This is a genomic window from Acinetobacter sp. YH12201 (genome assembly GCF_013418145.1).
GTDB lineage: Bacteria > Pseudomonadota > Gammaproteobacteria > Pseudomonadales > Moraxellaceae > Acinetobacter.
In genome coordinates this window covers 1-25,403 of sequence record NZ_VPCP01000050.1, presented here as the reverse complement: position 1 = coordinate 25,403, position 25,403 = coordinate 1, and the positions used below count along the sequence as shown (strand labels likewise).

General features: G+C 38.7%; 21 protein-coding genes and 3 pseudogenes. 11 read left to right on the top strand and 13 right to left on the bottom strand.

From position 1 onward, the window contains the following. Window positions 1-140: integrase core domain-containing protein (locus FTU91_RS10700; protein ID WP_180082139.1), on the top strand; the 140-nt coding region annotated here is incomplete at its 5' end. 172 nt (window positions 141-312) lie between these two features. On the opposite strand, the gene FTU91_RS10695 is transcribed toward FTU91_RS10700, so the two are convergent. After that, a complete protein-coding gene (locus FTU91_RS10695) occupies window positions 313-534 on the bottom strand; it encodes a helix-turn-helix transcriptional regulator (RefSeq protein WP_004658364.1) in 222 nt (73 codons plus the stop codon). Between the two features lie 194 nt (window positions 535-728). Here FTU91_RS10695 and FTU91_RS10690 point away from each other — a divergent pair, with 194 nt between their 5' ends. Beyond that, entirely contained in the window at window positions 729-980 is a 252-nt protein-coding gene (locus FTU91_RS10690; RefSeq protein WP_004658363.1) for a hypothetical protein, read from the top strand. 252 nt (window positions 981-1,232) lie between these two features. On the opposite strand, the pseudogene FTU91_RS10685 reads toward FTU91_RS10690, so the two are convergent. Beyond that, window positions 1,233-1,376, bottom strand: a pseudogene (locus FTU91_RS10685) (antitoxin HicB); the annotation flags it as partial. Between the two features lie 5 nt (window positions 1,377-1,381). On the opposite strand from FTU91_RS10685, the pseudogene FTU91_RS10680 reads away from it, so the two are divergent. Beyond that, a pseudogene (locus FTU91_RS10680) lies at window positions 1,382-1,600 on the top strand (efflux RND transporter permease subunit); the annotation flags it as partial. Window positions 1,601-1,684: 84 nt separating this feature from the next. Here FTU91_RS10680 and FTU91_RS10675 read toward each other — a convergent pair. Both FTU91_RS10675 and FTU91_RS10670 read right to left on the bottom strand, forming a co-directional pair. Continuing rightward, a complete protein-coding gene (locus FTU91_RS10675; protein WP_127800877.1) occupies window positions 1,685-2,572 on the bottom strand; it encodes a cation diffusion facilitator family transporter in 888 nt (295 codons plus the stop codon). After that, window positions 2,559-2,963 (bottom strand): hypothetical protein, encoded by a 405-nt coding sequence (locus tag FTU91_RS10670; protein ID WP_163146585.1) that lies wholly within the window; start codon window positions 2,961-2,963, stop codon window positions 2,559-2,561. The genes FTU91_RS10675 and FTU91_RS10670 overlap by 14 nt, the downstream gene beginning before the upstream one ends. 79 nt (window positions 2,964-3,042) lie before the next feature. Between FTU91_RS10670 and FTU91_RS10665 the strand changes: the two genes are divergently transcribed. Further along, entirely contained in the window at window positions 3,043-3,456 is a 414-nt protein-coding gene (locus FTU91_RS10665) for a Cd(II)/Pb(II)-responsive transcriptional regulator (RefSeq protein ID WP_005245163.1), read from the top strand. A 41-nt stretch (window positions 3,457-3,497) separates the two neighbouring features. On the opposite strand, the gene FTU91_RS10660 is transcribed toward FTU91_RS10665, so the two are convergent. Further along, window positions 3,498-4,697 carry an integrase arm-type DNA-binding domain-containing protein gene (locus FTU91_RS10660; RefSeq protein WP_180082138.1) on the bottom strand — a complete coding sequence of 400 codons (1,200 nt, stop codon included), beginning with the start codon at window positions 4,695-4,697 and terminating at the stop codon, window positions 3,498-3,500. Window positions 4,698-5,339: 642 nt separating this feature from the next. Here FTU91_RS10660 and FTU91_RS10655 point away from each other — a divergent pair. Together FTU91_RS10655 and FTU91_RS10650 are read left to right on the top strand one after the other, a co-directional pair. Continuing rightward, window positions 5,340-6,722: an IS200/IS605 family accessory protein TnpB-related protein gene (locus FTU91_RS10655; protein WP_159153749.1), complete on the top strand. Its 1,383-nt coding sequence runs from the start codon at window positions 5,340-5,342 to the stop codon at window positions 6,720-6,722. A 30-nt stretch (window positions 6,723-6,752) separates the two neighbouring features. Beyond that, entirely contained in the window at window positions 6,753-6,971 is a 219-nt protein-coding gene (locus FTU91_RS10650) for a hypothetical protein (protein WP_000550047.1), read from the top strand. A gap of 312 nt (window positions 6,972-7,283) precedes the next feature. Here FTU91_RS10650 and FTU91_RS10645 read toward each other — a convergent pair whose 3' ends face one another. The 3 genes from FTU91_RS10645 to FTU91_RS10635 are packed head-to-tail and all read right to left on the bottom strand — an operon-like array spanning window position 7,284 to window position 13,306. Next, entirely contained in the window at window positions 7,284-10,484 is a 3,201-nt protein-coding gene (locus tag FTU91_RS10645) for a site-specific integrase (protein WP_127800785.1), read from the bottom strand. Window positions 10,485-10,488: 4 nt separating this feature from the next. Continuing rightward, complete coding sequence (locus FTU91_RS10640) at window positions 10,489-12,828, bottom strand: hypothetical protein (RefSeq protein ID WP_127800787.1); 2,340 nt, start codon at window positions 12,826-12,828, stop codon at window positions 10,489-10,491. Beyond that, window positions 12,815-13,306: a hypothetical protein gene (locus FTU91_RS10635; RefSeq protein ID WP_227591027.1), complete on the bottom strand. Its 492-nt coding sequence runs from the start codon at window positions 13,304-13,306 to the stop codon at window positions 12,815-12,817. Before FTU91_RS10635 ends, FTU91_RS10640 begins: the two co-directional genes overlap by 14 nt. A 275-nt stretch (window positions 13,307-13,581) precedes the next feature. On the opposite strand from FTU91_RS10635, the gene FTU91_RS10630 reads away from it, so the two are divergent. The 3 genes from FTU91_RS10630 (at window position 13,582) to FTU91_RS10620 (ending at window position 15,769) form a co-directional block, all read left to right on the top strand. Next, a complete protein-coding gene (locus tag FTU91_RS10630; protein WP_000946583.1) occupies window positions 13,582-13,749 on the top strand; it encodes a YhfG family protein in 168 nt (55 codons plus the stop codon). A 12-nt stretch (window positions 13,750-13,761) separates the two neighbouring features. Beyond that, complete coding sequence (locus FTU91_RS10625) at window positions 13,762-14,358, top strand: putative adenosine monophosphate-protein transferase Fic (RefSeq protein ID WP_179990952.1); 597 nt, start codon at window positions 13,762-13,764, stop codon at window positions 14,356-14,358. Between the two features lie 245 nt (window positions 14,359-14,603). After that, window positions 14,604-15,769 (top strand): IS3-like element ISAba22 family transposase gene (locus tag FTU91_RS10620; RefSeq protein ID WP_085940844.1). Its coding sequence is split into 2 segments (ribosomal slippage): window positions 14,604-14,862 and window positions 14,862-15,769, totalling 1,167 coding nucleotides; the frame shifts between segments, so codons are not numbered across the junction. A 768-nt stretch (window positions 15,770-16,537) separates the two neighbouring features. On the opposite strand, the gene FTU91_RS10615 is transcribed toward FTU91_RS10620, so the two are convergent. Together FTU91_RS10615 and cml are read right to left on the bottom strand one after the other, a co-directional pair. Continuing rightward, window positions 16,538-17,743: an ISL3 family transposase gene (locus tag FTU91_RS10615; protein WP_020753573.1), complete on the bottom strand. Its 1,206-nt coding sequence runs from the start codon at window positions 17,741-17,743 to the stop codon at window positions 16,538-16,540. Further along, window positions 17,736-19,001: a CmlA/FloR family chloramphenicol efflux MFS transporter gene (gene cml, locus FTU91_RS10610; protein WP_020753574.1), complete on the bottom strand. Its 1,266-nt coding sequence runs from the start codon at window positions 18,999-19,001 to the stop codon at window positions 17,736-17,738. Before cml ends, FTU91_RS10615 begins: the two co-directional genes overlap by 8 nt. Before the next feature lie 546 nt (window positions 19,002-19,547). On the opposite strand from cml, the gene FTU91_RS10605 reads away from it, so the two are divergent. Both FTU91_RS10605 and FTU91_RS10600 read left to right on the top strand, forming a co-directional pair. Further along, window positions 19,548-19,853 carry a helix-turn-helix domain-containing protein gene (locus FTU91_RS10605; protein ID WP_000366814.1) on the top strand — a complete coding sequence of 102 codons (306 nt, stop codon included), beginning with the start codon at window positions 19,548-19,550 and terminating at the stop codon, window positions 19,851-19,853. Beyond that, window positions 19,853-21,118, top strand: coding sequence for a type II toxin-antitoxin system HipA family toxin (locus FTU91_RS10600; RefSeq protein WP_000934717.1), 1,266 nt, complete (start codon window positions 19,853-19,855; stop codon window positions 21,116-21,118). Before FTU91_RS10605 ends, FTU91_RS10600 begins: the two co-directional genes overlap by 1 nt. A 623-nt stretch (window positions 21,119-21,741) precedes the next feature. Here the strand turns inward: FTU91_RS10600 and FTU91_RS10595 are convergent. The 3 genes and pseudogenes from FTU91_RS10595 to FTU91_RS10585 form a co-directional block, all read right to left on the bottom strand. Then, the gene (locus tag FTU91_RS10595; protein ID WP_004907341.1) at window positions 21,742-22,860 is read right to left on the bottom strand and encodes an IS1182 family transposase; all 1,119 of its coding nucleotides are present in this window, start codon (window positions 22,858-22,860) and stop codon (window positions 21,742-21,744) included. A gap of 284 nt (window positions 22,861-23,144) precedes the next feature. Then, entirely contained in the window at window positions 23,145-24,743 is a 1,599-nt protein-coding gene (locus tag FTU91_RS10590; RefSeq protein ID WP_000964377.1) for an alkaline phosphatase, read from the bottom strand. 163 nt (window positions 24,744-24,906) lie between these two features. Then, window positions 24,907-25,017 (bottom strand): annotated as a pseudogene (locus tag FTU91_RS10585) (IS5/IS1182 family transposase); the annotation flags it as partial. Between the last annotated feature and the right edge of the window lie 386 nt (window positions 25,018-25,403).

Genomic DNA, 25,403 nt, shown 5'->3' with positions numbered 1-25,403 from the left:
GCAGTGTCACAGATGCGAAAAAGCAATTGAGTGCATATTTTGAGTTTTATAATCTGAAACGACCTCATTCGAGTCTAGACAAAATGACACCAAATGAGTTTTACTATGATCAGCTACCCCAACAAAACAAGGTGGCTTAACTAGAGCGGAATATCACTTATAAATACGCTTTTAGTTGTTCAAACAAGTGGAACCACCTCTGTTTGTAATGATATTTTATAAAATTCAATATTAGATCTGCAGAGAAAAACTTATCAAACTAAGTATTGGCTAGTCTTTTTCTTCGAAAAACTTATCAAACGAAGTATTAAGTTAATCTTTTTCTTCAACTTCTTCCTTAAACTCAAACAAATCATTCATCGTACAGTTAAAGTACTTACACAACTTATCGGCGACTGGTAATTCAATACGTACAGCACGGTCATAATACATACTTGTGAGCGTGTTGCGATTGATACCTGTTGCATGCACCACTTCACTTAATTTTAAAATTTTTCTATCGCCCATGAGGCTAGATAACTTACAAGTAATCATATTTAAATTAATTTACAAAAAATAACTTGCTGTGGGTTATTTGAAGTTGTTGACTGAGTAATACTTTGCTAAAATTAACCTACAGCAGGTTATTACAACTTATAGAAAGTATATTTTATCCATTTCAACTAAATTATAACTTTTTAAATATAAGGATTGAACCTGCATTAGATTATTTTGTGGAGATGACCGCCGTGTTACCAAATGAGTTATTGATCAGCCAGCAAGCTCGTGACTTAGGAAATCAATTAATTAAAGAAATGAACATCAATAGAAGTTATGGAATGGCTAATTTTCTTGGAGTAAATACTTGCTATGATAATCATCAGGCTGTACTTATTTGGACATTTCAACTGCTTGAAAGGGAACCTGCCTTAAATGAATTAGCAGAAATTAAAAAATATTTTCTTTTAATCTTTCCAGATAGTGTTTATCAATTAGCCTAAGTTGTTTTTAAAATTAATTTATTAAATAAAAAGCACTAAATCAAAGAAAGCTTTATTTAAAAATACCTATTAATTCAAAAACATACCATTTACTGAATATATGAAGCATAGGTTCCTGCTCTATCACTCACTCGTACTAAAATTACATCGCTCTTTTTACTGATACTAAACAATTTATGTCCACGCCACGTTCTGCGGCTTCGAGGGCTAGTTTTTGTTGAACCACTGAGAACAAGGACAACAAACTGCCTACTATATTTTCCCGGAGAGTGGTGTAGGAACTTTTTCATTATTGCTAATCATATCAGCGACAACATCAGCAACGAGCTCCTCTATTCCTGAGAATGCTTTAGACTGATCCGCATCAAGCCAAGACAATGATGGAAACTCAGCACATCATTCGTTTAAGACCTATTTTAATGACGGCACTGGTCGCAAGTTTAGGTTTTATTCCAATGGCGTTAAACACTGGAATTGGTGCAGAAGTACAACGACCACTAGCAACAGTTGTTATCGGCGGTATTGTATCTTCTACAATTTTAACTTTGTTTGTATTGCCTATTTTATATCAATGGGCGCATGGCTCTGAGAGTAGCAAACAGCAATCCGACGAAATTTAAAATCAAAAAAAGCAGCTTAATTACTAGGTTATGCCTAATTAAGCTGCTTTTAATATTGTATGCCCAACATTTTATTGATAAAGCTTACTGCGCTTCATCCCGACAATTTTCATTTAAAAACTCAAACTCTATCGTTGTATGCGATAAATGATAGGAAGATAATTTAGCTGCAACTTCTTGTTTAAGCCTAATTAATTCTTTAACGTCAAAGTTGTCACTCAGCTCAAGGTGCGCTGTTAAAACGTGACTTTCACCATCTAGTGACCAAAAGTGCATGTGGTGGATACCATTAACTTCAGGAAATTCCATTAGTGATAGTTTAATACGCTTTTGAGTCTCTTTATCGGGTGCAGCTTGAAGAAATAAAACGAGTGTTGATTTCAGGTTTTTGAAAACATTAAACAAGATGAACAGCGTGAACCCTATTGATAAAAGGGGATCTAATATCGGCAGTTCAGCGAACAACAGTACGATAGAGACTATAAGAACGGCAACCCATCCAAGTACATCTTCAAGAAGGTGCCATGTCAGCACTTTCTCATTTAATGTTTCACCCGCTTTTAATTTTAATACAGCATATCCGTTAACGGCAACGCCGAGTATCGCTAGCCCTAACATCCCCTCGACTACAGGCATTTCAGGATTGGACAGCTTTGGAATTGCTTCAAATAAAATCCAAATTGAGCCAATGATTAAAACAATACTGTTTATCAATGCGCCAAAGAGAGTAAGTCTACGATAACCATAACTAAACTTATCTGATGCTTCTTTATCTGAAAAACGACTTAAAATCCACGCAAAACCTATTGAAAGACTATCACCAAGATCGTGAACTGCATCTGCCATTATCGCCGTACTGTTAGTGAGCCAACCACCTATAAATTCGATAATAGTGAATGTCACATTAAGGAAAAATGCCCAACCAATACGGTCATCTTTACCATGTTGATGACTATGATTATGGTTGTGCATTTTGTACCTCTAGTACTTTTCTATTTCTTAGTTTTGATACATTCATATTAATCAAGTGACGTATCAAGCGTTGATATATCCAGCGTTTGAACCCCGACAAGTTAGTCCCTTTTTCGAGATAGAACTCATCAGGGGAATCATAAAGCCCAAAGTCATCATGAATACCTTCTTTTTGAATATAGGTATTTTCTCCACGCCAATCTGTATCTGGTGATGAAAAGCACTTTGTTGCAACACCATAACCACAAAAATCATCTTTTACAAACTGATAAGCGGCACCAATTTTGTTGAAGTTATCCAAGTTTTTCCACCTACGTTGATCGATCAAGGATTGGATATCTTTGTGTTCAAAATTAACGATATTCGTATTGTTTAAATATTTCTCAGTCATTTTTTATATATCCTTTTCGTTGCATACTTATACTATAGACTCTATAGTAACTATAGAGTCAAATGTCTGGGGGAAATTGATGAAAATAGGCGAATTGTCAAAAAAATCGGGCTGTTCAATACAAACGATTAGATATTATGAAAGAGAAGGATTACTGTTAAATCCAAATCGTTCAGAAGGTAATTTCAGGCTGTATGATAGCAAAGCACTTAAACAATTGGAATTCGTAAAGCATTGTCGCAGCCTAGATATATCACTCAATGATATTAAACGTCTTATCGAATTAAAAAATAAGCCAGAAGAAAGCTGCTCTAGCGTTAATGCATTAATTGATCAGCAACTTGCACTAGTGAATAAACGCATGAAAGAATTAAGGGCGCTTAAAGCTGAATTACAACAAATGGCTAGTGCTTGTGGTTCGAACAACCCAACATACTCATTATATTCTGCTGACCATGTAACACGGCAAGTATATTGTTTACTATCCATTTGAAACCCCATAATGTTTTAAGTCTATGTATAAAAGTACGATTTTCACTTAGCAGTACTTAAATAATCACCCCACCACTGCATCATTTCAGTCCGCTGGGCTAAATAGTCAGCGTGATTATAGCTGGCACGGGTACGGTTCTTATCAATATGTGAAAGTTGTGCCTCAATCCAGTTATCCTGGAACAAACCTGAGTCATTCAAAATGGTACTAAAAGTGGAACGTAGTCCATGAGAGGATAATTGATATTTTCCATAGCCCATCTTACGTATAGCCATATTTAATGTATTAAAATGAATCGGTTGATTATGTTTCCGTGGGCTAGCAAAAATGTACTTTTCACCGTATGACCATTGCATGACGTCTTTTAAAATATCTAAAGCCTGATCTGAAAGTGGAACTAAGAAGTCGGGAATCTCATGGCCTAATATGACTTTTCGTCGAAACTGTTTAATATGCAAGGCAGGTATTTTCCAGACTTTTTCATTTAAATCAAAATGATGAGGCTCAGCCAATAACAATTCAGCCCCTCGCACGCCAGTATGTAATTTGAACAGCAGTGCTTTTTTAATAATCGGATGGGCATCCAATTTTTGTAATTTATACTTAAAATCAGATATATCCTCCGCTTTCAAATACGGATAATTTTTCTTGATTTTACTGTTAATGGCGATTTTATTTAAACCATGCGCGATGTTGAATTCACAATAACCCATCGCTACAGCGTAGTCATAAATTTGGTTCAAATAACTACAAGCTTTCTTGACAGGTTCTTTTACTTGGCGTCCCTCTATTTTTTTGATTACTGAAACCAGGTCATAACGCTTGATGTTTTGAAAAGGTAGATCCTGAAGGTCTGGATAAATATCTTGCTGTAAGCATCTTTCTGCTAACTGTAGTACACCACAGCGGGGTAGATCGTTGAAGGCATTTTTCAGTTTGAACTGTAACCACTCCTCCCCGACCTTACCAAAGGTGATGACATTAGAGGCAGTATCTTGTTCAAAACAGAAATCATTGTCTTTAAAGTCATCTCTGACTTGTCGTGCCTTTTTCAGCGATAAATCAGGATAACGACCTAACTGAATGCGTCGACGTTTTTTAGTTTGTGGATCTGTATAGCGATAGCACCAAGATTTTCTTCCACTCGGCTCAATCTTCAGGCTAAGCCCATCTTCATCGGATAAAAAACTGGTTTTTTCCTTACAATGAGCTTGGCGAACTTTAATTTCAGTAAGACTCATGGAATTTAAATGAAACCTAACAATGGGTTGATTGGATCAATTATATCAAAATAGAACGCTTTATGTATGATGCGTACACTACGCATCATATATATTTGTAATATATTGTTTTATATATTTAATATTTTAAGTATTTGTATTTTAGTAACCATTATAAGTACCACCTCTTCTTTAAGTTCCCAACAACTCACTTTTTCTGTCATCAATGTTAAATAAGTCTTGTGCTTTAAATTCTTAGATGACCTCCTCTACCCTTTATTATCATTTTTATAAAAGTAACTATATGTACTCATTAAAATTTGTAGAGCTCAAAAACAAAAAAGACCGCTATATAGCAGTCTTTTAACTTAATTAAATAATAATTAATTCATTTTCATCATAAGTGCATAAGCATCACGTTTGTTTTGACGCAATGATTCTATCTCGGACTTCGTCAGCTGTTTTACGAGAGTAATTAACTATAACTAAAAATATAGACAAATATTTGCATAAGTTCTCATTTTGTCTATGTCGATTCAGTAGTGGCAAGGTGGGTATTTATTAGAGATTTAAATGATTATCTTTTGTATTTTAGGTGAGTGTCTTGGTATATTAGCATCCATATCTATTGATTATCCAATCCCTTAACCTAGGCATGACTTTGTGAAATTAACACGCATCCACCATTGTAAAAACTTGAATGTGCAAAAGTACAAACAGCTTGAGAAACAAGCTGTTTTACTTGGTCGTATTCGTAGCGAGGTGTGGGCTAAATATGGTGCTATTTCAGGTTTGAATATCAGTGACAGAGCTATTCGTGATGCGTGGATGAAAGAAAGTCGTGACTTTGGTGTTTCTGCAAATGCGTGGAAAGAAACGCTACGTGATTGCATAGGTGATATTAAAGCCTATCGAGAAGCATCAAAAGACAAAGTAAAGCAGGCGATCCGAAAACGCACCTCCTGTAATAATGAACAAAAAAGACTATACACCTTGCTTAAAAAAGATGAATGGATGACTGATAATTTCCTCCATCGTCAAATGCGTAATCACTTTAAGCATGGTGTTAATCACACACATAATCAAATTATTGTTCGTGCGGATATGTGTAAAACCTTTGAGTTAAATGGTCAATGTTGGCTTAAAGTACCAAGCCTAATCCCTCGACAAACCATTAAAATCCCATTAAATACGACTGTTGATTTTGCGCCACAAGGCACACTTAGAATCATTCTAAAAAACGGTAATGTTGAAGTTCACTCAACTTATGATGCAGTTGAAACACAGGATTGTGGTCAGGAAACCGTAGGTGTTGATAAAGGGTACTCAGAAGCTTTTGTGGACTCTGATGGCGATGTATATGGGAGTGGTCTAGGCAAGCTGATCTCAAGTGAATCAGATTATTTAAATCAAAAGTACAAGCACAGAAACAAGCTCAGAGCGATTGCTAAAGCTAAACCACACAAGAAACAGAAAATTGAGTTAAATAATCTAGGTCGAAAAAAACTAGATAAGCGACAAGATACTCAAAAAGCAAAGCTCAAAACATTAATATTTACAGCAACTCACAAGTTGGTTGATAAAGCCAAAGTGATTGTTGCGGAAGATTTAACATCCCCAATTCAAAGTAAACGCAACTATGGCAAAAACACCAATAGACGCTTAAATACATGGGCTAAAGGTTTGTTAGCTAATGCCCTAACTTCTATATCTCACCGTAGAGGTTCTACGGTGCATCTAGTCAATTCTGCATATACTTCGCAAAGTGATTCTTTCTTGCATGGCCTTTTAATAGGTACACGTAAGGGAGATCGTTTTCACCGTTTCAATGGGGAAGTTGTGCAAGCTGATTGGAATGCTGCGAGAAACGTGCTTGCAAGATTAAACGACAATGAGATAAGTCGTTATACGCCTTACAAAACTGTAAAGCGTATATTGCAAGAACGGACTGACCGCTACAAGTCGGAACTGACCGACTCAGGCTCTAGTTACACGCTTGGCAACAAGACATTAACAGAGTGCGAATTAGTCCTTGAGTATGTTTGAATACATTTTAAGGAACAGTAGGATAAAAACATGCACTTATTTAAATTAACTGACGAACAACTCGCACAAATTCTTATCCCGAAACGATTTGTACCACCTACTCCACCTGAACATGAAGGCAAGAATATGGTCTATGTATTTGATAGTGAGGATAAGTTTGAACTGACTTATGATGAGCTGGTGGAAATCATTAGCAAAGCTAGAATGGCTGGTCCGAAGTTGATACCTGTCTTAGGCACCGTGAATTAAATTGTGCAGTGTTCGCACGCCACTTGAAACATAACTTGATTGGAAATGAATTTGGGCTGAGAAAAATTCAGTTCAAATTTAACCTGACGGGCACACTAAAAAATGGGTAATTGTCAGATCGAGTTTGGACTACAACACTTTAGCTCATCGATTTACCATACCGCTAATCTTCACACCATTTTCGTAAATCCAGCGATCAAACTGTGATACTACATTCCGCTTATTAATCCAAGTCAGCATGGTGCTTTTCATAAAGGCAGTTTACTTATAAACAGGGAAATTTCTAAACAATTCCCCTTTAACATGCTTAGGCTATTTGATCCAGAGTTCATCTTTTTGCATCATTTTTAACATTAAATTAAATATAACCAGCGGAGTAACATTTTTTTTGTTAGAGCCGACAACTCTTTGAAAACTAAATTTAACGGTTCGCTCAGGAGCATCCAAATTAACTGGGTAGTTTTGTTTTTCTAAATACAGATGATCTCCTAACATTGGCTCTATACCAGTAATAAAATTAACAATTTGTTGCTCATCACCTTTCATTCGGCATTGAAAATGTAGAAAATTCTTACGCAGTTTTCCAAATAATAATAATATTTTAAGCGCCTTAACCATGTTCTTTTCTTTCAGTGCATCTTGCTGCCTATCATCTTTATAATGAAAATCAAGGAGAGGAATTATTTCATCTGGACGAGTCAGTTTTTTAGCCTTTTCGTAAAGTTCATCAAACCAACTCTCTTCTAAATTCTTACTATAAACATAATTCGTTTTTAAATTAAATTTTTGGCGATCCATCCATTTAGTGCTCATCCATTGACATCGTTGCATCCATTCTTGAGCTTGGGTATCTTCGCTTAATCGACCTTCTCTAAAACTTATCAAACGTTGAAAAGGTGTCAGAGTACTCTTCTCTATACTAAACTTCTTTTCTTGTCGGCCAGCCATCGTAACTGGCTGTGTTTGCTGATAAGAATTAAACCATTTCTGCTGCTGAGTATAACGATTTAGGTTTATGTAGTCTGTACTTGACTTCACTGGACTAAAACACTGTTCTAATACTTTTTTTGAAATGATACACGGCGAATTATAAATTCGATCGACTGCTAATAAATCCAAAACATGAAGGTAATTTGAAGCCGTTTGCTCAATACTGCTATGCCCCATCCAAGAGGCGAGCACCTGCCATTTATGTTGAATAATCTCTTCTTGAGCACGTGCTTTCATACCAAACAATAAATCCCTCATCTTTTTTGCTTTTACCCAAGGACAATCTGTGTAGGTCTTGATCATTTCTTTTGAACCGAGCAAAGTTATTGCTAGATAGTTAGCAGCACTGTGGCGTAATGTATGAAAACTAAAGCCATGATGCATACCTAATATTTGACTAAACAAATCTACTGTAATTTTGCTGATACATTGATCAGTTAATACACGATGATTCACACTAAAAAGTAGATCATCCTGCTGATTAACCAAATATTGCTCATAACGATGTTGTATGTAACGTTGTACTACTAAAAACTCATGTTCTGACAATGCAATTTTCAATGGTATTTGACGATTCGCACTTCGCGTTTTCAGACGGCGATATGAATTGTCTTGGATATGAAGCGTGATATTATTAAAAACTGTATTTTCTTTTTCTTTATAAAGTAGCTCTGGGCAAATAATATCTTGTATTTTAAGACAACGAACTTCATTTAATCGAAGTCCAGTTCTATAACTTAGTAAATACATCAGCTTTAAACAACTCAGATGATCGACCCACTCTGATGCCGTTGGCTCTTGACTTAAATTTTCTAGTTTTTCCAATAATTTGCCAAATAGCAAAGGACTCACTAGCCGTGCATTGCAAATTTGTAAATGCTTAAAACTTGAATTCTGTAACACCAATACCCCTGGAGCATCATAATTCTCTATACAGAATTGATGAAAATCTTTTAGGCGACCAAAACGGTATTCTGCGCTTTGGTGCATCTTACGAGAGGTTTTTCCTTTCACCGAATCTCGTTGAACTGCTTTTTCATCACGTTCACTGCTGTATTTCAATAGCTGCCGATATAAATCCTCATAGTCATCTATGGATTGTTGCTTTAAATCTAATTTATTGAGCCAAATCTCAAATATAAATTCTTTGCCAAACGATCCTAAGTAGCTTTCAATAGTTGATAATTGAAGCCCTCGTTTTTTTAAATGCATTAACCAGTGAATTAAGCGTAGTTGAGCATCAATTAAAGACTTTTCCTCCGTATTAGCATCAACTATCTTCTCCTCTAACACCCTTCTAGTTTCTTGCCAAAAACGTAGCGTGCGTTCTTCTTTATTCCTCTTTTTATCTAAACGCTCAACTTTTTGACCTTTACGTTTCTTTTGACCAAACAACATCAACTCATACGGAATCGTTTGTAATTTGCTTTGAACAGTCGGAACTTCAGGAAGTAACTGCTCTTGTTCAAAATGAATAGGGCGATTATCTGGTTCTGTGACTTGATTGTAATCATTATTCCACAGCAATCTAAATTCGGATGGCCTTAAAGCAACAGTATTAATCTCTTGCTGAAGCACATTACTCAAAAATATATCTATGCTGAGGTTTGGATTAAATTCGAGTACCATTTGCACATCATTAAATGCACGAAATCCACGGCGTTTAATTTGATATTGCAGATCCCCAAGACTTTTTTTCCTGCCTATCTTACTCAAGCTTTCTAAAATACAATCTTCAACTGAATGTTGCAGACAAAATTCTTTCTGAGCAGCTTTCAACTTTTTTAAATATTGCAAAATGAACTGCGCATATGGGTTAAAAAAAACATGTTTCCATTGGTACAACTTTCCCTGTTCTACATCGTTGCCATATTGAGAGTTTTCAACACGATAATGTAGTAACAATGGATTAGTGATTTTTTTGTAGTCCGAATGGTATAACCGAAAACAATTCAGATCTGTACCAAGCTCAATGGCCTCCTGCAATTGCTTCTGAATAGCAATCAAATGCTGTTCATCTGCACAGCCTGAAATATATATAAAACTTAAGCATAAATTTCCCCATAAGTACTTTGGTTCATTCCAATATTCAAATGAATCTTGCCAATACTGCCTTAATTCCTTAAGTACATGGATATGTAGATGCCCCTGTTCTAACCGTGACTCTGTACTCTCAATTTTTCTAGGCAGTACGATCCGTTTAGTATGTGGATTTAGCTTAATTCTGTATGATTTTTTATCTACATTCTGGTTGAATTGCTTCCTTCTTTTATTAAATTCATCTTCAGTAAATTGCATCAGTTTTGATTGTTCGTCTCGGCTCAACTTTTGACTCAAACAATCAACACTATCTTTAATGTCATGCCATTTTTCAGCGATCTGCTGATCAAGTTTTTGCTGCATTTCTTTCGTCAATACTTCAGGTGGAGAAGGCTGTCTATCTAGCGACTTTTTCACCATTTTATGAATATCAACAAATAGATCATCTAGTTGTGGTTTTATTAGTTCTTTGATTTTTTGCATACAACTATTTTCGCTCTAAGTGTTTAATCGATAAAGATTTGACATTATCTTGCAATTGCTGGCGGGCTTGCTGTACATAGACATTCGGGATAAGTGAAGAATGCGGATGAAAAGCCTCTCGGTCACGTTGGTCATGACCATACAGGGCCTGAATTAAGTGAAAAGCTAATGCTGGTTTACCCTCTTGCTGCTCATGCATCAAAAAGTTCATGTCAAAATGACGTAACCAATTCGAATACATATTCTTTGGAAAGACTCCTTGCATATATGAATTCACCCATTTTCTCGATAAAGGGATTAACTTAATTTTCCTGCTCTGCCATTCTTTGACAGTTATCGGCAAGATATCTTTACTAAAAATGACCTTACCAAAAAGATCATTTACAGTTATCTTCTTCTTTGCAAAGACTTGTCTAAAAAATGAACCGTACGCTTCAATAATTTGTTCTAAAAAGGCAGTGTAATTTTGCAGTGTTTTTATGAAAAAATCAGATAAAGGGATAAAACGACCATCTTTTCTTGCTTTACTATTTTTTTTATCATTCACATATAAAAGCTTGAGCTCAACACAATAATCATCCAAATTCCCCAACAGGTTTTTTTTAGGCCGACTTGCCAAACTCAACAAACTGATATGCCACATCCAACACGCATATGCATTAAGTTGATTAATAATGTGCTTATCTTCTTGGATGTTTTCGTGACAATGTCTATGTAAAATATGGAATTGCTCTTTCACAAAATTGGGTTCAAGTGCCAGTTGGCTCCCTATCCTTCCTATAGATAATGCAGATTGCACTTTGAATTGTTGTTGCAATATTTTTAGTTCAGCCGTGTCTTCAGTAAAATGTGTGGAATGTGGTGTAAGTGCTTTTTCTAAAAAGGCTAGATATGTGCTACTGAGTTGAGTTTTCGGTAGCCCGCCATAATAGATACCAGGCATGTGATGCTGACTATCCCGCCCAGCAATTACATGAGCAAGATATTCATTATATGTTTCATAATATATATGAAAATATAATTGAGCCTGCAGTTTTTCTACAGTGATCGAACCTACAAACCGATTATCAAGCCAATTCTTAAGTTTCGTATTAATGTGTGTTGATGAAATTAGTGGATTCGATGCTTGTTCTATATAGTCAAACCAAGCAGAAGGTAAATGTAGTTGATGTGTCATCACTTCATTCCACCGCACATGATTTAAGCTCTTAATCTTCTGCTCTGTAATTTTAAGATTTAATTTGAGTAAATATTCGCGACGTCTACTTGAACCATTCTGGATCAAAATTCCATCTTGAATAAGCTCGTTAAAATCCATCAGTGCGACGGGTGATAATCCCGTCAAAAGTGACAATAAACATGCTGCAGCGATTGCAGCATCCCTCCAGTGCCCGGATAACTCGGTTCTCAACACATAAACAATTTGCTTCAGTATATCTGGCGCCAAATAATGTGGATTTGTAACAAAAGGAGCATGACGGCGCTGGCGATGCCGCATTAGATGCGTCGCATTATCGCTGAGTATATAATTTAAATTTTTAGACTTTTCATCTTCTGAATAAAACTCCATTTCAGGATCTAATAGATCAACTTCACCCTCTTCATCTTTGTGAAGAGCGGCATCATAAATACTAATCTTTGCGTTATGTCCAATATCTACTTGCTTACCCGTTTTAATTTCACGAAATTTTTTGAGTTCATTTTTCGTCGGCCATTGCAAAACTTTGCTTTTTTTTGACTTACGCTGACGATGAACTACACGACGATCATCTAGTCTTTTAAAAATTATTAATAGAGCCGATAAATACTCTATGACTTGTACTTGTTCGAAATCTTTAATATTAAAAAGTTGATTACGATCCTCTTTTTTCAAATTACGTTCGTACGTGACATAACAATTTAGCAGCTTACTACATTCATGAAATAATTCAGCATGATTAGAATCCAGCACATATCGTGAGACATAGCGTAATAGGTCACAAACATGTTTTTGCTTATTCTCAGCTTTATCAATTTTTGCAAATTCTTGATACTGCCGATATGTTAAAAAACTCGCTTGTAGAATCAAATAACGTTGCGATGACAGCTCTTGTGTATTACTAGAATCTGGACATGCAAAAAAACTCACAGCAGCTAAAAAAGAATACTTACCGATCTGTCTGGAGCCTGATATATAGCTATAAATTTGTTGTGCTAATTTGTATAGAGCGTAGACATCTTTATACAAATCATCTGATAGATCGACAAATTGTGTATTTACAATATCATCACGTAATAGACAATAATCTTGTTGATATTTTTCTGCTAAATCTAAGAATTGCTCTTGTGTTTCAATGTTTGGCATATTCATTTTCGCTTAATATTTTTATCACGTTGCATTGTTTAAATTCATTGTGATCAGAACGATTTGGTAAAAGTTGATCCTTTATTGAATTCTTTGTTAGCTTAAAAAATCTTGCAAAAAATTTAGCATCCAGTTCTTTCTGAGCTTTTCTTTCAAAGCACAAGTGTTGTTGTGATTTTTCGATAAAATCATCAAGATTATGTATCAACTGTAAGATTGCAACATAATTAGAATGCACACGTAAGCCTGGCTCCGTTTGCATTAATAGCAATATTTTTTGCCAAATTTTCACATAGATTATTTTGAACTTTGCTTGTACTACTACTTTCTGGCTCTGTTTAATCTTTTTGATTTTCAGTAGTTCTGAGTTAATTTTTACTATCTTAAATTGAACATTTTGTCGCTCAAAGCAAAAGGGCATGATAAATTGCCCCATAAATATCTCTATATTTTTTACTAAATAGTCAAATTTTAACATTTTTATCGATATAAAAAATGAGCATATCTTTGTATATTAAAATTCATTTAATTTATCAACTAAATTTTCTCAAAATTACAATTATCAACAAATACATATGGTTTACTTATCATGGGTGGTCTAAATTTTAAGAATTCTTCCACTTTTTTTTAGTTTTCTGTTATTACATGAAACAATACCGTTGTATTACATTTTAGAAATGCTGTGTATGCAGCATTGATCAAAAAGATTCTCTGCTATACTTACTTCACGTGTAGCATCAATGGAGTTTCGAAATGCTCAGAACCACTGAACAGAAAAGAAAATATATTCAAGCGACACGTTCGCAAAACTATCAAGCCAGCCTAAAGCTTGAAGGCATTACAACGACAGCTCAAACAACTCAACAAAGTAAAGCTGAAATCTTGCAAAAATATAAGAAGTATTCGCAACCCGAATCTTAGTCAGGTGCATGTATGGATAAATATGGGGAAATGGGTGACAGCCTGTATTGTTACCCTGGCACAAATATCCTAAAGAACAAACTCAATATTCGTGATGAACAAATTTTAGAACAAGCTGAACTAGAACTGTCTGGATTGGCAAGTAACTTAATTGAATATGCTGAACCACCTTACGACTTACAATACTTAAAATCAATTCATGCGCAGCTCTTTGGCGACTTATACGACTGGGCAGGAAAGTTAAGACAAATCGATATTTCCAAAGGTGACACCCGTTTTTGTAATTTTTCCCGTATTGAAATTGAAACCAATAAACTACTCAAACCGCTTCAAGAAAAAAAATACTTTCAAGGCTTAGCACCACAACAACTGATTCCTCAACTTGCCGACTTGTATTGTGAGCTTAATGTCATACACCCATTCCGTGAAGGTAATGGACGTACACAACGGATTTTCTTTGAGCATCTGATTGCTCATTGTGGTTATGGTATTGATTGGTCTCGCATTGACTCTCAACAACAATGGATTCAAGCCAATATTGAAGGTTTTTATGGTAATTTAAATCCATTAATTAAGATTTTTGAAATATGCTTTATTCAAAATACCTAAAATTTAAGTAGTCGAAGCCCACAATCCTTAATGAGCCATCATCTTTGCTTCAATCCACTGATTAATTTCCCAAATAAACCAACAATCACGATTCTTAGAAATCTTAATACTCTTCGGGTAATTTAGGATCGTAATATTCAGATTACTTATCCAGAATTGAATAGATCGTTAACTTAGATTGATGTGTGCTGAAAAAACAGGAGGTTTTAACTTGGTAAACTAAACACACTCATCAGGAGTTTACCATGAGCAAGAAACACAAGACTTACACCACAGAATTTAAAGCTGAAGCCATCAAATTAATTGAAGCCAATCAAGGCAATGTCTCGGAAACAGCTAGACAACTTAGCATTTCAATGCAAACTCTTTCAAATTGGAATACCAAAGCAAAGGCTGGAACTTTAGCAGGTACAAAACAGTATTCACCTGATCTAAACGCTCTACTCGAAGAAAATAAAAAACTCAAACAACAGCTCAAAATAGCTGAAATGGAACGTGAATTTTTAAAAAAGGCAGCAGCGTACTTTGCCAAAGAAAGTCAGTAAGGTACGCCTATATGAAACAAAAAAGATATTCTTTTCCAATTACCTTAATGGCTCGATTACTTCATGTTTCAGTTTCATGTTTTTATGATTGGCTCAAGAGAGGCGTGAGCAAAAGAACGATTCAACGAAATCAACAGACGATATTGGTGAAAATAGCCCATGAGGAGACAAGGCAGAGCTATGGTTATATTCGATTAACCAAATACTTACAAGCTCAGGGTATAAAAATGAGTATGTACGCTGTACGTCAGATAAAAGCGCTGAACCACCTGTATTGTAAGCGACACAAGCGTTTTAAAAGGACTACGAATAGTGACCATAATCGAGCGATCTATGAAAACCTGCTGGAGCAACAATTCTCAATGACTAGACCAAATCAAGCATGGTCAAGTGATATTACGTACATATGGACTGTTGAAGGATGGCTGTATTTAGCAGCGGTAAAAGACCTTTACACGAAGCAAGTGGTTGGCTATAGCTTAAATGAGCGCATGACAACACAGCTTGTTTGTAATGCGCTAAATATGGCTATTCACAATCAAAAACCAACCAAAGAACTGATTGTGCATTCAGACAGAGGAAGTCAATATTGCAGCCATGAATATCGAAATATACTTGAGCAATATGGTTTTCAAGGTTCAATGAGCAAGCGCGGAGACTGTTACGATAATGCACCGATTGAAAGCTTTTGGGGAATACTGAAAAATGAGTTAGTGCATCATTACAACTATCAAACCAGAGAAGAAGCCAAAGCAGATATTATAAAATACATTGAGTTATTTTATAATCATCGAAGAATTCAAAAGGGTTTGGGTTTTAAGACACCAAATCAAATGGCCGAAGACTTTTATAAGTTGGCTGCCTAGAATCTCCCAAGGGAAAGTCTCCTGATAATTCAGCGTATATCAACCGACAACAGTGATGCTGAATCAAATCTCCAAAGAAGGGATTAAATGCAAGAAATGTGGTAAGAAAAAGATAGGGGATGGAAGTTATTATCCGTCTAATTGGAACCAGCCCATGAGTCGAGATCAGTTGAGTAAGAATCATTTTAAATGAATAAGAGAAGGATGGCTTACCTCACTTCTCCGAATAACAATGCTATGCTGTTCAACCAAGGTTATAAATTGGCAACTACATTTCATTCTTCTTCATGCTGGTCCTATAGCCTGTAGACAATTACTACATCATTTGCATTCAATGCTCAATACAGCCTGTCAGCAGAACCGCAGCGATACTTTTTTTCGTGCATACATGTAGTGTTTAAATCCATTCATTTTTCAATGATCCTCTGCCGTTTATCACATTTATGGTCGATCTTTAACCTTGTGAAAAATGCACATACCGATCCCTTCAAACTGTCAAATTTATGTATGCATGACATTTAAAGAAAATTATCTGATCAATTTTTTTAGGTAAAATTCATCAAGAAAAAAGTTATTATTATTCATAACATCACCAATAACCACATAAAAACAATAATTTAATAAATTATTCTTCCAATTTTTTTATATTTAGTGTTATTACCTCTAAATCCATGTTTACCACCTTCTATTACATAAGTAATTTAGAAGTATCCACGATATAAATTGCTTGCCCTCACACCTCTCCCCTCTCACGCCCAAAAAATTAGTTCATCGCACTTTGCCGGGAAATGCAGCACGGATCTTGAGGAAGAAGTAGTCCGTGTCGCGGTATCCATAGGCCATCCGCTTAATGACTTTGATCCGGTTGTTCATGCCCTCCAGCACGCTGGTGTTCAGCCGGTGGAGGGCACTGGAAACGATACCCTCCATATATGGCTCCAGCTTCTTGGCAAATCGTACCAAAGCATCAATTCCGCTACCGAGGGCCATGCCGGCCCATTCCCGCCAGGCGCTTCTGGCCGTCGTCTCGCTTTCCGCAAACCATAGCGTCTTAAGTTGGTCCTTGAGCACGTACACCGTAGTCAAGAACGCATTGGCGGCCAGGAGTTCGTCCAGCTTGACCGCCTGCTCGGGCTCAAGGTTGTCAGCATTGCGTAACAGTATCCAACGGCTGCTTTTGATCACCTTGCGGGCGACCTTGTCATCTCGCAGTTGATTGGCCTGATCAACTCGCACTCTATCCATCACTTCGCGGCCATACTTAGCCACCACATGGAACAGGTCGTAGACCACCACCGCGTTGGGGCACTGGGCCTTCACTTCAAGATCGAAGGCTGAGTTCATGTCCATGGCCACTGCCTCGATCTGGTTCCGGGCATCGCCTAACCACTCGAAGAACGGCCGGATCGCCTCACGCGAGCGGCCCTCGCCAATCCACACCACTTGCTGGGTGTCGGCACAGGCGACCACCGTGGCGTAGCGATGACCCTTGTGCAAGGCGAATTCGTCCATCATCAGGCGGCGCAATCGACTTCGATCTGGCTCGTGCAAATCACGTTTGAGCCGCTCCATGTCAATAGTCTTGACTGTATGCCAATGCAAGCCCAAAAGATTGGCAACATGACTGACGGGCAGCATCTGTACTAATTTCTCAATCCAGTTGCGCAATGATTGCGTAATACGGGAGCGCGGTGGTAGCCAATCGATCCGCTCTCTGGTTGGACCGCATTGTGGACAACGCAGCCGCCGCACAGGTACATCCAACTCGACGCGATACTGCATAATTGGTGACTCGCGAACTCGGCGCCAATTGATGTCATGTACCAGGAAACAAGGGCAATCGCATCGGCTACAAATTGGCGTATGCTCCTCGTCGTGTGTAAGACGGATCAGCAAAGTCTGTTCATCTAGAAGCCCATGAGACGCTGGCGAAAAGCCCTTCCAGAACAGGCTCCAAACATCAGCGCTAGTCATGATCATGGACCGATTGCGCGCTATCGGTGCCTTGTAGCGCCAAGGCATCATGTTCTTCTTGGCTGAGATGGCGTCTGTTGGGATTGATGCAGGACAGACAAAGCACTGCTGTTGCGAGGATGAGGCAATAAGCGATGATCGGCCAGGTGGTACCAGTCGATAAAAGCGTAATAATGAGTGTCCCGATAATCCCTAACAGTAGTCCACCCAAACAGAAGTAGACTGCTGTAGCGGTCCCAGCGATATGATCGAAACCTCGAAGAGCGGCATTGGGTGCCACCGATACCGCAGTGGCGATACCAACACCCACGAGCCACATCGGGGCGATGAAGCCAAGCACCGAGACCGGTGCCAATGTCTCGCCAACAGCGAGCAACAGCGCTCCCGCCATCAGACACCCCATTCCCACTCGTAAGGTCTTCAGGCTTCCCCACCGGGGAATCAGTCGTCCCATGATTCGCGCTGTAGCCATCATAGCGATGGCCACTGTAGCAAATAGCAAGCTGAAGCTAAGTTGCGATAACCCTTGCCTCCCCATCATTAGCCAGGGGGCGGTCGAGAAAAAGACGAAAAAGCTGCCCATCCCCGCGCTGTAACAGAGCGTGTACAGCCAGAAGTTCAGGTGTTTCACAGGAGTCAATAGCTGCGACCACTGTAGGTCTGCCGTCCGGTGCCGCCGAGTCTCTGGCCAGAGTCGCCAGGCTGCGATAACAGCGCCTATCATTGCCATCCCTAGCAAGCCGAAGATTGCGCGCCATCCGAGCCACGCGTCGACCAGCGCTCCTAGCAGTGGGCCTATCGCAGGAACCATCGCAAGCATAGAGCCGAGCAAGCCATAGATGACGTTGCTTTCCTCACGGCCCGAATAGATGTCGCGTACCGTCGCGAAAGTGGAAACGAGACATGCCGAAGCGCCGCAGGCCTGAAGAACGCGGAAGCTCAGAAAAAGTTCTGGCGATGAAACTACGGTGAGGCCGAATGAAGCCGCAATATAGGCAATCCCGCCACCAAGTAAAACGGGGCGGCGACCCAGCCGATCCGACAGTGGGCCGAAGAGAAGCTGTCCGGCTCCAAGCAAAACCAGGTATGCCGTCAACGTCAGCTGGATCGTCCCTGCACCGGACCCAAGTGCATCCGCCATGAAAGGCACCACGGGCAGGTACATATCCATGCCCAGTGACGCCAGCAAATCGAATGGTGATAACAGCAATAGCGTGGCGGGAAGAGAATACCGCCAAGAAAAATCTTTTGAGCGCACGAAGCCATCTCCTTAAGTTAAGAATTTGGCGGCGCTCTTGCAGAGCAACTAGGTTCTTGAGAACGCCGCAACAACCGAAAACGAAGGTTGCTGCGGCTTACTTGTCTGCTTTCTTGGTAGCGCTCATGTGCGGGTTATCTCATGGATGAGTCCATATCGTAACAATCTTCACGCTAAAGTGCAAAGAACCAAAAAATTTATACTGAAAGGCAGATTAAGCCCGTTCGAGTTACATATAGCCGCATGCTATATTGAAAGCATTAAGAAAATATCCTCAATATTTATAGGATTTTTAAAGTATGAACTAATTTTCGAAGAACCCTTTCTAAGTAATGTGACCTATTAGGAAAAATGAAAATACTGAAATCTCCGTATCAACAATCAGTCAAAGTACATCCTGATGATTTTCTGTAACCGATACCCAAGGACTATACCTACCCTTCTGATGTGCTGTGCAACAAAGCCCTCCTTAGCCACACTATAGCTATAGATTAATTCCATTATTTTGTGATTTAATTAAATTATTCATTCTTAAGACCCAATTTAATGGATTTATATTTCACTAAACCAGAAGAAGTTGTGACTCTTTTAGGTGAGCGTTTACGTAAGCAACGACTCTTTCTGGAGATGTCTCAAGCTGAGGTAGCAGCACGCGCTGGTGTCGGCGTGAATACAGTTTCGAATCTTGAAGCGGGACGAAATGTATCTGTTGAAAATTTAGTCCGTATTGCAATGGTCTTGGGTCGATTAAACGAACTTCAGGAACTATTTAAACCTCAGCTTAACAGTGTGAATGACATTCTTCGCTATGAGAGTCAAAGTAAGCGCCACCGTATTAAGAGGAAGGGATAATGCTCAATAGACTTAATGTTTATTACAACGGTTGGGGCGAATCATGGTTATGGGGAACGCTGATTAGTTCAACAGCCACGACAGGTAGACCCACCATTGCTTTTGAATATAGTCCAGAAGCAATACAGCAAGGTGTTGAGCTCTCTTCTTACTTGCTGCCTTTAAAAGGTCTACCATTCAGACAAGGTTTTCCTACTCATCAAATGGGACTCCCAGGTCCAGTCTATGACGCTTTACCAGATGGTTGGGGCATGATGTTGATGGATCGATATTTCAAAAAAATTGGCTTAAATTCAGCACGAATTGGACCTTTGGAGCGTCTGACCTATATTAGTAGTCACGCAATGGGTGCCCTCTCCTTTGAACCTTGTGTTGCTGACATGCAAACCTCAGAAAATATCCCTTTACAACAACTGGCCCAGGAAGTTCAAGAAGTACTCAAAGGTGAAGGTGGTGAATTTCTACAGCATTTATTGGTCATGGGTGGCTCCCCTCAAGGTGCCAGACCAAAAGCGTTGGTTTACCGAGATCCTGTCAATTTAGAGTTTTCGACTCAAGATTCTGATCAACATGAAGCCTGGCTGATTAAGTTTCCTGCTCAGCAAGAGCATCCTGAAGTCTGCGCCATTGAAGCCGTCTATGCAGAATGTTTGCGACTTTGTGCAATTGAGACTCCAGATACCCATTTCTTTAATTTGCCCAATGGTTTAACGGCTTTTGCTTCTAAACGATTCGATCGTCAAAATGGTATGCGGATTCCAATGCAGAGTTTGGCTGCATATACAGGAGCAGACTATAAAGTTCCAGGTAGCCTAGACTATCGCAATTTTCTCCGGGCAACCTTGATGTGTACGCAAGATGTACGAGAAAGATTGCATGCTTTTAAACGTGCTGTGTTTAATGTGCTTTTCAATAATCGGGATGACCATACTAAGAACTTTTCATTTCTCATGGAGAAAAATGGTCAATGGAAATTGGCTCCAGCCTATGATGTGACCTTCTGCGAGGGTCCAGGTGGTTATCATCAAATGGACATTATGGGAGAAGCGCTCAATATTTCCCGAAATGACATACATAAACTCGGTACTTCAGAAGCTAATCTGACTACTCTAGAAGTCGATGAGATCATCTTGACCATGCGTGAAATTGCACTTCAATTTAGTCAAATTGCGCAGCGCCTGTATCCCCATCAAATTCGAGAATCTACCCTACAGATGATTCAATCACGGATTCAACAGAATATTGATTTTTTAACTGAAACCTAAGCGTAAATATAAACTAAGCGCCAACCATCAACTGCAAATAGACTTTGATATAGTTAGTCGCTACATAATCTGTAGAACCTGTGAATTAGCTCTCTTTATAATCACGAATATTAGATGGATCACCGCCAAGATATATTCTGCAAACGTGAAATCACTACATCCAGATCGAAAATCACTAAGAAAAAACTGTCACCAAAAAAAGGTCTGCACTATGGATAGATGCAGACCAAACTCTGGATAACTACCAGCACGAGAAATATGTCGCAATTTTGCATAGACATGAATTTGATAAAATCAGCCCAGAAAGCCAGAAATTCATAAAAACTATTTCATCAATCCCCTATAACTTAATCACGTTCATGGTCGATCTTAAATCTTGTGAAAAGTACTCATGCTGACCTAGCCAAACTGTAAAACTCATGTATTTAGAAGAACTTGCAAAATTATTGTCCCAGCCGACACAGCTGTAGCTCCTCTTAAAAAAGAGGCTTTTTTTTAATCAAACCCGAGTTGCGCTATGATTTTAGGGATCAATCATCTTGTTTCTCCATATCTTAAACAAGCTGATGCGTTGACCTGTGTCAAATATTCAATCATTAAGCACTTAATCAATTGCCTTGTCGTCACCTCAAAAGTCGCATCAATTGATCGGCTGTTTGAGCAATCAAACCAAACATCAAATGACTCATCACCTTAGCGTGACCTCGATAATAAATCACCCGACCGCCAAACTCATCCTTTAAACGGGCATTACTGCGTTCAGCACTGCTACGGGTTTTATATCGCTGTGCTTCCGCTTTGCAAAATTCTATTTTTTCACCCTGACGCTTGTTGTGATCAATCAACGGAACACGACCTCTTGATCTCACAAACTCTCGAATATCCGTACTACAATAACCTGCATCCATCAGCTCATAACATGCCGTAACACGCTGTTCACTCATCAACGATAACGGCAGGGCAACACGACTATCATGAACGACCGCACCCGTCAGATAAGCACTGATCACTACACCACAACATGCTGTATCTAAATGAAGCTTGTAGCCTTTGGTACTCTCAGAATACCCTTTTGAGTTCGTTTTTGTGCCAACAGAACAGCCCGTAGGTAAATCTCGGAGCATTTCAGGAAGTGTCTGTGTGAGTTGAATCTGAATGGCAGTTAATATTTTAGTGGTCAAGGTCTTAGGCGAGTTGAATGCAGGGCGACCTCGTTTTTTGGCAGGCGGTTTTACAACAGGAGGGAGAACTATTTTCTCAACACCTTCGCGTGCTGGAATCATGGTTGCATCACGGCTAATATGACCGATTAACGTATCCGCAAGATTGGACTTCACCATCTGCTCATGAACGCGAGTGGTTAGTTTACGCGCTGCAAATTCAGCAAAAACACGGCTAAATGTCCCTTCGCTGGGTAGTTTTTTATACAGATTGAAGCCGCAAATTCGCCGCAATCTACGATCAACTTCTAGGCGTTCAATCAAGCCCCGTGTGGTGACGATACCAAGTTCAGCTTTTGCAATAAAGGCACATGCCAAAGCGCAGCGGTCAGCAGGAGGTCTTCCCACAGCACACCCTTGATATTGGTATACCAAGGATTCGATGTCACTCCACTCGAGCACACGAATAATGCGTTCGAGCTTTGAGCTGATGCCGTCTAAATCGGCTGCGACTAAAGGAATAAGTTCGTATTGTAAGGCTTGAAACCGTTGTTTGAGAAAAGGGCTTAATGTAGTATTCATGCTGTAGATGTTAGGGTGTTGGTTTAGAAGCTCATTTTAACATCTACAACTTTTTTCAAAAAATGTTAATTCAGGCTGTTTGTGGAGTTTTGCAAGTGCCTCTTTATAGCCTTTAAATGAATCTTTCAATCGGTATATTTAAGGTAAAAACTAGTAATCAGAAGTTATTATCACCCCCATATAAAACAAGGATCAACTTAAAAACAATAACTTAGTAAATTATTCTTTCATTTTTTTTATATTTAGTGTTATTTTAATGTACTATTCATTGGATATCCCTCTACTTATAAGCCTGTGATCTTGCGAATCAGATGGTTCACTTTAACATTCTCTAAGCTGCCCGAGAATTGCTCTGCTCCCTGCCCTATGGCTTCCAAGAAAACATCAGCCCCGCCATGTGTTTCTTTATCTTTAAAACCTGTCTGAATCACGGCTTCTTGCTGGAAATCATCCGCAGCAGCTCCCGTACACCAACCAGTTTCACTCAAAGGATAAGTAAAACTATATTTCTCACCTTGTTTAGGTTGTGGACCCTGTACTGGATGACAGATATCACTGTCTTTCAAATTGATTACTAGGTCATCCATCCGATTTTGTGTCGGACGCTTTTTGCCCGTACCAAAACCAATAATCGGATAAGGTTGTCCATGAATATCTTTGGCAAAACCCGCACGATCATAGTTTTTAACCAAACCTAGTACACTGGTTTCCTGACCTTGTACATATTTTCCAGTACGCTTGGCATAGCCATTTAAAATTAGAGTGTGATCATGATCTGCAGTTATCACAATCAAGGTATTTTTTAATTCAGGGTCACTTTGTCGAAGTTTTTTAATGGTTGCATCCAAAGCCTCGTTTAGGGCAATTGTATCCTGTAATGCACGCTTAGCATTGGTGTCATGTAAAGCATGGTCTATACGTCCCCCTTCAACCATCAGGAAAAAACCATTTTTATTTTGGGTTAGAATGTCCAAAGCGGCCAACGTCATTTGCTTTAAGCTAGGTTCAGGCAAGTTTTTTTTGGTTCGATCTAAGTCATAATTTAAATGGCTAGTATTAAACAAACCCAATAATTTTTCATTCTTTCCTAACTTCATCTGGGAGAGTTGAGTTTGATCATAGACCACTCGATAGCCTGCTTGTTGCATTTCTGCGATCAAATTCCGTTGGTCTATCCGTTCTCCCCCTTGATCTTTCGGCAGAAATTGACGCTTACCCCCGCCTAGAATCACATCAACCCCATCTTTTAATTTGACGTTATAACGCTGATAGGTATCACCTTGCGAACTTGGTACTAATTGGGATGCTATGTCATTTTCAGCATCACGATGACAAATATGGGCATAAGTCGATGCTGGTGTAGCATGCGTAATGCGAGTTGTTGTGACTACCCCTGTACCCCAACCTCGTGCTTTGGCCAATTCAAGTAAAGTTTGAGTGTCTTGCTTATTCTGGTTCTGAGGATTGGTTCCACATTGATGATTTCCGGCCTGATTTGGTTCTACTGCAATTGTTCCAGTCTGCATGGATATCACTTCATTTTTCATTTTTACACCTGTCATATAGGCACCCATCGATGGTGCGCTATCTGTAACCTGTGCATCTTCTGAGAAAGTACGAACAAATGCTGACTCTGGCAGTTGATCTATCGGCAGTTGGCCATCTTCACCAACAGCATAAATTCGTGCAGCTGTCAGTGTCGTGATACCCATTCCATCTCCCAAGAAAAAAACCACACGGTGGGGCTGTTTTAGTGGTTGTACTGAAGCAGAAGATGATTGAACTAAAGCAGGACTTTGGCAGCCCGTCAAAATAACTGTGCCCAAACTACAGCATGCCAAACTTATTGATTTTTTATTAAATTTTTTCTTATGCCAAAGCATTGCATCGCCTCATCTTAGGATGGTCGAAAAATACGCTTTAAATATTCAATTTACATGACAAATTTATGAAAATATTATTATGACTAATTAGGGTCTGTTGACATTTACTGTGGCTTTGTTGCACAAAGATTTTAAAAGTAGAACTCCCCTAAGCTTCTCAAACTTAAGTGACAACTTGGGTGTGAGGTCTGCCTAAATCCGTAAATTTATTTAATACTGTCACACGAGCATGAATCTCATTCACTTGGCTCTGAAAGTTTCTCGCACTGAGTTTATATGCGGACCAATTCGTTGTACGGTAGATTTTAGTTGCTGGCTTCTTCATTCGGAAATTATATTGCTGAATCAGACCTTACAAACAGCTTTGTGCAACAAAGCCGTCTTTAAGTACTTTTTTTAAAGGAAAAATCATCGACTTAAATCTATATTTCCAACAGTGCCACTTTTATCGCTTTAGCACCTCAACTTATTTAAGTGGCGTAACTTACATAACTTATGCATCCCATTTAAGTGACCTCAGTTATAGTATTCCGTGTCAGGAATTTGTCCACTTATTCCAATGATGATGAGAACTGCAGCATTGACTTAGATCGCCAGTGCTCAGTACTGGCCATCATGTAGCTTTTATCGCTTTAGCGCCTTAACTTATTTAAGTGGCGT

Excerpts from the sequence above, each read along its gene's own strand:
- FTU91_RS10695 (WP_004658364.1), bottom strand. The coding sequence starts at position 534 with ATGATTACTTGTAAGTTATCTAGCCTCATGGGCGATAGAAAAATTTTA.
- FTU91_RS10675 (WP_127800877.1), bottom strand. The coding sequence starts at position 2,572 with ATGCACAACCATAATCATAGTCATCAACATGGTAAAGATGACCGTATT.
- FTU91_RS10670 (WP_163146585.1), bottom strand. The coding sequence starts at position 2,963 with ATGACTGAGAAATATTTAAACAATACGAATATCGTTAATTTTGAACAC.
- FTU91_RS10665 (WP_005245163.1), top strand. The coding sequence starts at position 3,043 with ATGAAAATAGGCGAATTGTCAAAAAAATCGGGCTGTTCAATACAAACG.
- FTU91_RS10660 (WP_180082138.1), bottom strand. The coding sequence starts at position 4,697 with ATGAGTCTTACTGAAATTAAAGTTCGCCAAGCTCATTGTAAGGAAAAA.
- FTU91_RS10650 (WP_000550047.1), top strand. The coding sequence starts at position 6,753 with ATGCACTTATTTAAATTAACTGACGAACAACTCGCACAAATTCTTATC.
- FTU91_RS10645 (WP_127800785.1), bottom strand. The coding sequence starts at position 10,484 with ATGCAAAAAATCAAAGAACTAATAAAACCACAACTAGATGATCTATTT.
- FTU91_RS10640 (WP_127800787.1), bottom strand. The coding sequence starts at position 12,828 with ATGCCAAACATTGAAACACAAGAGCAATTCTTAGATTTAGCAGAAAAA.
- FTU91_RS10635 (WP_227591027.1), bottom strand. The coding sequence starts at position 13,306 with ATGTTAAAATTTGACTATTTAGTAAAAAATATAGAGATATTTATGGGG.
- FTU91_RS10630 (WP_000946583.1), top strand. The coding sequence starts at position 13,582 with ATGCTCAGAACCACTGAACAGAAAAGAAAATATATTCAAGCGACACGT.
- FTU91_RS10625 (WP_179990952.1), top strand. The coding sequence starts at position 13,762 with ATGGATAAATATGGGGAAATGGGTGACAGCCTGTATTGTTACCCTGGC.
- FTU91_RS10615 (WP_020753573.1), bottom strand. The coding sequence starts at position 17,743 with ATGACTAGCGCTGATGTTTGGAGCCTGTTCTGGAAGGGCTTTTCGCCA.
- FTU91_RS10605 (WP_000366814.1), top strand. The coding sequence starts at position 19,548 with ATGGATTTATATTTCACTAAACCAGAAGAAGTTGTGACTCTTTTAGGT.
- FTU91_RS10600 (WP_000934717.1), top strand. The coding sequence starts at position 19,853 with ATGCTCAATAGACTTAATGTTTATTACAACGGTTGGGGCGAATCATGG.
- FTU91_RS10595 (WP_004907341.1), bottom strand. The coding sequence starts at position 22,860 with ATGAATACTACATTAAGCCCTTTTCTCAAACAACGGTTTCAAGCCTTA.
- FTU91_RS10590 (WP_000964377.1), bottom strand. The coding sequence starts at position 24,743 with ATGCTTTGGCATAAGAAAAAATTTAATAAAAAATCAATAAGTTTGGCA.